At 40.9% G+C, this 3,049-nt stretch carries 5 protein-coding genes; 3 read left to right on the top strand and 2 right to left on the bottom strand.

All coding sequences use genetic code 11. The features are described 5' to 3' along the window. Nucleotides 1-291 precede the first annotated feature (291 nt). Together ACO4PX_RS09580 and ACO4PX_RS09575 are read right to left on the bottom strand one after the other, a co-directional pair. Nucleotides 292-1,167: an MBL fold metallo-hydrolase gene (locus tag ACO4PX_RS09580; protein WP_485572453.1), complete on the bottom strand. Its 876-nt coding sequence runs from the start codon at nt 1,165-1,167 to the stop codon at nt 292-294. A gap of 10 nt (nt 1,168-1,177) precedes the next feature. Continuing rightward, entirely contained in the window at nt 1,178-1,498 is a 321-nt protein-coding gene (locus ACO4PX_RS09575; RefSeq protein WP_485572451.1) for an HIRAN domain-containing protein, read from the bottom strand. A gap of 368 nt (nt 1,499-1,866) precedes the next feature. Between ACO4PX_RS09575 and ACO4PX_RS09570 the strand changes: the two genes are divergently transcribed. The 3 genes from ACO4PX_RS09570 to ACO4PX_RS09560 are packed head-to-tail and all read left to right on the top strand — an operon-like array spanning nt 1,867 to nt 2,968. Further along, nucleotides 1,867-2,010, top strand: a complete 144-nt coding sequence (locus ACO4PX_RS09570) for a hypothetical protein (RefSeq protein WP_485572449.1) — start codon at nt 1,867-1,869, stop codon at nt 2,008-2,010. Beyond that, the gene (locus ACO4PX_RS09565) at nt 2,010-2,762 is read left to right on the top strand and encodes a hypothetical protein (protein WP_485572447.1); all 753 of its coding nucleotides are present in this window, start codon (nt 2,010-2,012) and stop codon (nt 2,760-2,762) included. The genes ACO4PX_RS09570 and ACO4PX_RS09565 overlap by 1 nt, the downstream gene beginning before the upstream one ends. Nucleotides 2,763-2,803: 41 nt before the next feature. Beyond that, nucleotides 2,804-2,968: a BrnT family toxin gene (locus ACO4PX_RS09560; RefSeq protein ID WP_485572455.1), complete on the top strand. Its 165-nt coding sequence runs from the start codon at nt 2,804-2,806 to the stop codon at nt 2,966-2,968. The last annotated feature ends 81 nt before the right edge of the window (nt 2,969-3,049 follow it).

Raw genomic sequence — 3,049 nt, 5'->3', positions numbered from 1 at the left:
ACAGCACAGTATTTTCTCAGAAAATTCTCCGTCTTTTCCTTCTGAGAAATAATGTCCTCATGATTTCCGAAAAATACCAGCTTATCCACCTGAAAATTCATTGCGGTAATGACATTTTCAATAGGCTCCCGGCTAAGAAATTCAAAAACAACCACCATGCTGTCACTCCTTATGCTTATGATTCTATCCTTCGAAATGCCCTCTCTTGGAATCGTTCTGTTCCAAGAAAACGCTTACTTCTTTATTAACTTAGAATAGGAATAGAAAGAATCTATTTCTCTACCATTATTTCTATTCCATTATTTCCCTGGCCTTTGGAAGCCACTCTCCTCTCGCCTTTTCCTCAGTATCCTCCCGTTCATCATAGGCATCATAGGGTGCCATGGGATCATGGGGCTTTTGCTTCTTTAAGGAGTTACAGATCTGATCCTTATGTCGAAAGGCAAATGCCAAATCATCTGTCCAACCGGTATGTCCGCTGATGATTTTCGGAGTAATCCCTCTCTCCTTCAAGATCTTTTCCAGCTTCACAAGGGAGCTTTTCGCCAGTTCATTATCCTCTGCCAAAGAATTCAAAAAGCTATAGCCCCCATCCGGCCCAAACCAGATGGTATCTCCTGTGAAAAGATAGGCATCATCAATTAGATACACCAGATGCCCGAAGGTATGCCCCGGCACCAGGATAGCTTCCACTTTGATGTCTTCGATATAGAAAACTTCTCCATCTTTCAGGAGTCTTTTCTCATTGTCCGTCTTCACCATAGGAATCTTATAATGCCCAAATAAGACTCTTCGACGAGCCTCTCCGGTCAAATATTTATTCTCTATCTCTCCTAGGTAGAGCTTGGCATTTCGAAAAAGCCCCCCGCTATCCCTTTCCACCGCCCCCACATGATCCGTGTCCAAATGGGTAAGAAGGATATGCTGAATGGAAGCCGGCTCTATGTCCAACCACTTCATCTTCTCCGCCAGACGCTCATAGTTATAGCCCGCATCAATCATGATGGTCTTGCCATTTTTCGTATAGAAAAAGACATTTGCCACCCACTCTCGTACAGCACTTACTCTTTCATCAATACGCCCGGTGTTTAAGGGCTTAAAAATTTCCTTTCCCCGATAGGAAAACGACATCAATACCTTCTGAAATTTAGAAGCAAATTTTGACATAGGAAACCTCCTATAATGCTAACTTTTCCTCCAGTCCGCAATGAGTAACTTTGCAAAGGGCTCCATCCCTAAGCAAAAAGACAAGTCTGGCTTTCGCTTTATCTCCAATCTTATCATACAGTCTTCCGGCACTCATGGACTCTCCCTTCACTGTATAAGGGCTGTTTGCCACATAGCCAATCTTTCCAAGGCCCTTCAGCTTTACCAAAATAGCCTCAGAATCGAATTTATTGTCCGGTTCCTTTTCCAGCTTTAGCTTCATGCCCTCCTTCAAAAACTCCGTTCCGAAATAATGATTGCATCCCGTAATTGTAAAATACATCTCTTCCATGGCAAATACCATCCTTTCTATTTCAGCAATGCTTATTGTGCTTTGCTTACCCTAAAATGTATTTTACATGGGAGCGAGTCCGTTAAAACTGACTAGATGATGGTTTATGCCCTTCATGGCTTTCTTTTGCAATATCTTTTGATTGTTTTTAATTCTACTCCCCTGCACCTAGCTAAGCAAGCAAAACTCAATATCGACTGACAAGTACATATTGTTTCTGCTACTCCATTCCTAATAGAACTTCTACTCTATTCCTAATAGAACTGAATTGACAAGTCTACTCTTTAAAAGTACTATCAAGGCAAGAGCGTCTAGAGCACATGTAGCAAACAATTAAAAATCCCGAAGAATCTGTTTAGGGGTGATGCATGACAAATCGGGAATATCAAGAACTTCTCAAGGAGAGGTATAAAGCCTGGAGAGAAGAGAAAATTGACATACGCATCCTTTCAAAAGAGGAAGTCGAAGAACTCAAAAAGAAAGGGATTATGAAAGATAAAAGGAGTGAATGATGGATTACGAAGATGAGGAAGTAACATTAACAGGCGGCAATTTAGATGGGCTCTTTTGGAAATTTGTATCTCTAGCAGACTCTTACTTTCCTTCCAGTCTCAAATTCTTTAAAGAAATTGCATCCGCAGATATTATAGCTGAAGATGAAGGGGGATGGAGACCAAAAGAATGTTCTATAGACGTTCCCTCTAAGGCCTTTGCCATGGTTCATAGTCCTTATCAATTGGAAAGTACAGGAAGAGGACAGTTAACTCTACACAATCCGCCAAGGCTTCTGGAAGTAAGGCTAACAAATGGAGATGTACACTACTTCCCCTTTTCCGGTTCTGACGAATTCGATACTAGATATGAACGGGAAAATGAATATACGGATCTTTTTGATGAGCAATACGAAGAAATCCGCATTTTACGAGAAGCTGCAGAAGTCATGAAACTGCTGGATTTTTTAGAAGACACTATTATGGACTTGGATGTAGACGATGATTCCAACTTCTCATTGAACGAAGACTTACAACGTAGATTCCCCACATTCCATCTCTTAGATTTTTTTACAGGTAACACAAAGGATGCGCCTGTTTCCTTTGATCCTGCAGAGGATGAACTTCCTGAATTTTTAGAAGATCACGAGACTCGGCTCCAATCTTTTCTCAATGCTATGAAATGGCTTGAAAAACGAAACCGAGAAGTTTATGAGGCCAGAAAACAGGAATTTTATCGCTATATTGATGAAAAGGGAATAGGCGATTTTTAAGCTTCCATTTTCGAGCCAGCGAACAAACTTGAGGGACATACATAAAGAAGCATTCAGAGGAAGAGGAGCGCTTCACGCTTATTGGAAAGAGTGAGAAAAATCGTATTTTATACGTATCACATTGCGAAAGAGTCGGGGAAATCATTCGGCTGATTTCTGCAAGAAAAGCGATGACTAGAGAAGTTAAAGAGTATTTGAGGAGGTAAAAGATGGGAAAAGTTTTAGAAGATGACGAAATGCCAGAATTGACAAGCGAGGATTTCAAAAAAGCGGTTAGAAACCCGTAT

The sequence above is a fragment of the Oribacterium sp. genome (assembly GCF_057249185.1).
This window is presented reverse-complemented; position numbering and strand designations above follow the sequence as displayed.